We start from the raw sequence: 259 nt of genomic DNA on the forward strand, positions 1-259 counted from the left end.
GGAATTTTGCTGAAATCGCTGGGCTTTAGTCTGGAAGCGTACAAGGGCGTTATGAAAAACCCCGGCATCCTTATCGGGTACCGGAATACGATGTTCATCGTTGTGGCGGGGGTAATCGTCAACCTATTGATGACGGCGCTGGGCGCTTACGTGCTGTCCCGGAAAAATGTCATTTGGAACAAAGCCTTCATGCTCATTATCGTGTTTACGATGTTTTTCCATGGGGGATTAATTCCATTGTATTTAGTCGTCAAAAACG

At 46.7% G+C, this 259-nt stretch carries 1 pseudogene; it reads left to right on the forward strand.

What is annotated here, in order from left to right:
- Positions 1-259, forward strand: a pseudogene (locus tag KVT27_RS25250) (carbohydrate ABC transporter permease); the annotation flags it as partial.

The organism is Lysinibacillus sp. GbtcB16, assembly GCF_019091145.1.
Taxonomy (GTDB): Bacteria; Bacillota; Bacilli; order Bacillales_A; family Planococcaceae; genus Lysinibacillus; species Lysinibacillus fusiformis.